The organism is Leisingera sp. F5, from assembly GCF_001593695.1.
Map to the genome: position 1 here is coordinate 1 of NZ_LUKH01000411.1, position 2,544 is coordinate 2,544.

The following is a 2,544-nucleotide window of genomic DNA, read 5'->3' on the forward strand; positions in this document are numbered from 1 at the left end:
CGGTCACAGCACGCGGGCGTTTAATCTTGGCCGAAACGCCCGGCAGGTTCGGGCTGGCCTCATCGTGTTCACGCAGCTCGATCGAGGAATGCAGGATTTCCGGGTTGGCCAGCTTCACTGCGCGGCCGCGTTCAGTGGAACCATCCACCACCGCCAGCCGCAGCATCACGCCGATCTGGCTGGCGGCCAGACCCACGCCAGGCATCGCATCCATGGTATCGACCATATCATTCCAGATTTCACGGATCTCGTCGGTGATCCCGGTGACATCTTCAGCCCTTGAGCGCAGGCGTTTGTCAGGCCAGGGCAGACAGGTTCGGACGGTCATATTTGGAATATCCCTCAGGCGCGGGCGCGTTCGCGCTTCAGCTTCTGCATCTTGCGGGTGATCATCTGGCGCTTCAGCGGCTTCAGGTGATCGATGAACAGCTTGCCGTTCAAGTGGTCGATCTCATGCTGCAAGCAAGTGGCCCAAAGCCCGTCAAACGTTTCGCGCTGCGCATTGCCGTCGCGGTCCATCCATTCGACTTCCACGACCCTGGGACGGGTAACTTCGGCATACTGGTCCGGGATCGACAGACAGCCTTCCTCATAAACGTTGGTGTCGTCGGAGGAAGACAGGATTTGCGGATTGAACATCACCAGCGGACGCGCATCGCCGTCCTCTTCCTTGATGCAATCCAGCACGATCAGCCGTTGCAGAATACCGATCTGCGGCGCCGCCAGGCCAATGCCGGGGGCTGCATACATGGTTTCCAGCATATCATCCGCCAGCACGCGCAAGTCATCGCTCAGGTCCGGCACAGGCACGCAGACCTTTTTCAGGCGGGGGTCGGGATGGATCAGGATCGGTCGTTTCATGCGCTTCATGTATGCGATTGCAGGCCCCATCGCAACGCCCCCTTGCGCGCGCCGCTGCAGCGATTAGCTTCGCAGTTAAAGTTAAGGGCAACGACACGGGAAACCACCACATGAATTTTGACAAACTCACCGACCGCCGCGGCACTCACAGCTCGAAGTGGGACAAGATGGAGAAGCTGTTCGGCGTCTCCCCCGAGGACGGTCTGGCGATGTGGACGGCGGACTCCGACTATGAGACTGCGCCTTGTGTCATCGAGGCAGTCAAACAGGCCGCAGAGCACGGCGTGTTCGGTTATTCCTGGCAGCACCCGGAATATCTGCAGGCAGTTCAATGGTGGATGAAGACCCGGCATAGTTGGGACATTAAAACTGATTGGGTGCTGACCTCGCAAGGTTTGGGCAATGCCATTGCCCTCTGCCTGGATGTCTGGAGCCAGCCGGGTGACGGCGCCGTCATCTTCTCGCCCGTCTACCATGAGTTTGCCCACAAGGTGAACAAATCCGGCCGCAAGGTCACCGAGTGCCCGCTGGCGCGCGACGGCGACACTTACAATCTGGACCTCGACGATGCGCAATCGCGCCTGAACGGAACCGAGAAGCTGCTGCTTTGGTGCTCGCCGCAGAACCCTTCGGGCCGGGTCTGGACACCGGAAGAGCTGCGCGAAGTGGCGGACTTTGCCAAACGCAACGATCTGACCCTGGTCTCCGACGAAATCCACCACGATCTGGTCTATCCCGGCAGCACCTTTGTCCCAATGGACGTGGCGGCTCCCTATGCACGCGCCTGGACAGTGACGCTGACCGCGCCATCCAAGACCTTCAACATTGCCGGTCAAAGAACCGGCAACATGATCATTCCGGACCCGGAGCTGCGCGCCGCAATGCGTCACCGGCAGGACACGCTGGATTATGATCCCAGCGCGCTTGGTGTTGCGATGATCACTGCCGCCTACTCGCCCGAGGGTGCGGAATGGGTCGACGCCCAGGTCGCCCACCTGGAGGGCAACAGGAAATTGTTTGATGAGACCGTGAACGCGTTACCGGGGCTAAAATCTCTGCCGTTGCAATCGACCTATCTGGCCTGGGTGGATTTCTCCGGCACCGGCATGAGCCGCGAGGAATTCATCAAACGGCTGCGCGAAGGCGCCAAAATCGCCACCTCGCCTGGTGATGGCTTTGGTGCCGGCGGCGAATTCATGGAACGGTTCAACCTGGCCACCCAGCGCTCCCGTGTCGAAGAAGCCTGCCGCCGCCTGTCCGCAGCCTTCTCGGATCTTCAGTAGGCATGAAGCGCCTGCTGCGCCTTCTGGCGCTGGTTGTTCTGACCGGCGCCGCCTGGCAGGCCTTTGCCCCGCGGCCCGCGCCGCCGCCGCAGGCTGCGGCGGTGGAGCGGATCGACCGCATCCTGATCGAGAAATCCGCCCGCCGCCTGACCGCCAGCCACGGCGGCGAAACGGTACTGGAGTTTCCCATCGCGCTAGGGTTCGAACCCGCAGGCGACAAGTTTCAGGAAGGTGACGGCAAAACGCCCGAAGGCACCTTTCTGATCGACCGGCGCAACCCCAACAGTGCCTATCATCTGTCTCTGGGAATCAATTATCCGCAGCCCGAAGACAGGGTGCAGGCCAACGCGGCCGGGGTCAGCCCCGGCGGCGACATCTTCATTCATGGACAGCCGAATTC

At 61.1% G+C, this 2,544-nt stretch carries 4 protein-coding genes; 2 read left to right on the plus strand and 2 right to left on the minus strand.

The window, feature by feature from the left end:
• Together A2I95_RS31085 and def are read right to left on the minus strand one after the other, a co-directional pair.
• Positions 1–328 (minus strand): peptide deformylase (locus tag A2I95_RS31085; protein ID WP_291736028.1); only part of this gene is annotated, 328 nt, incomplete at its 3' end.
• Between the two features lie 14 nt (positions 329–342).
• Positions 343–861 carry a peptide deformylase gene (gene def, locus A2I95_RS31090; protein ID WP_291736030.1) on the minus strand — a complete coding sequence of 173 codons (519 nt, stop codon included), beginning with the start codon at positions 859–861 and terminating at the stop codon, positions 343–345.
• 110 nt (positions 862–971) lie between these two features.
• Between def and A2I95_RS31095 the strand changes: the two genes are divergently transcribed.
• Positions 972–2,144, plus strand: coding sequence for a MalY/PatB family protein (locus A2I95_RS31095; protein WP_291736032.1), 1,173 nt, complete (start codon positions 972–974; stop codon positions 2,142–2,144).
• 2 nt (positions 2,145–2,146) lie between these two features.
• On the plus strand, positions 2,147–2,544 hold a 398-nt coding region (locus A2I95_RS31100; RefSeq protein WP_291736034.1), incomplete at its 3' end, for a L,D-transpeptidase family protein.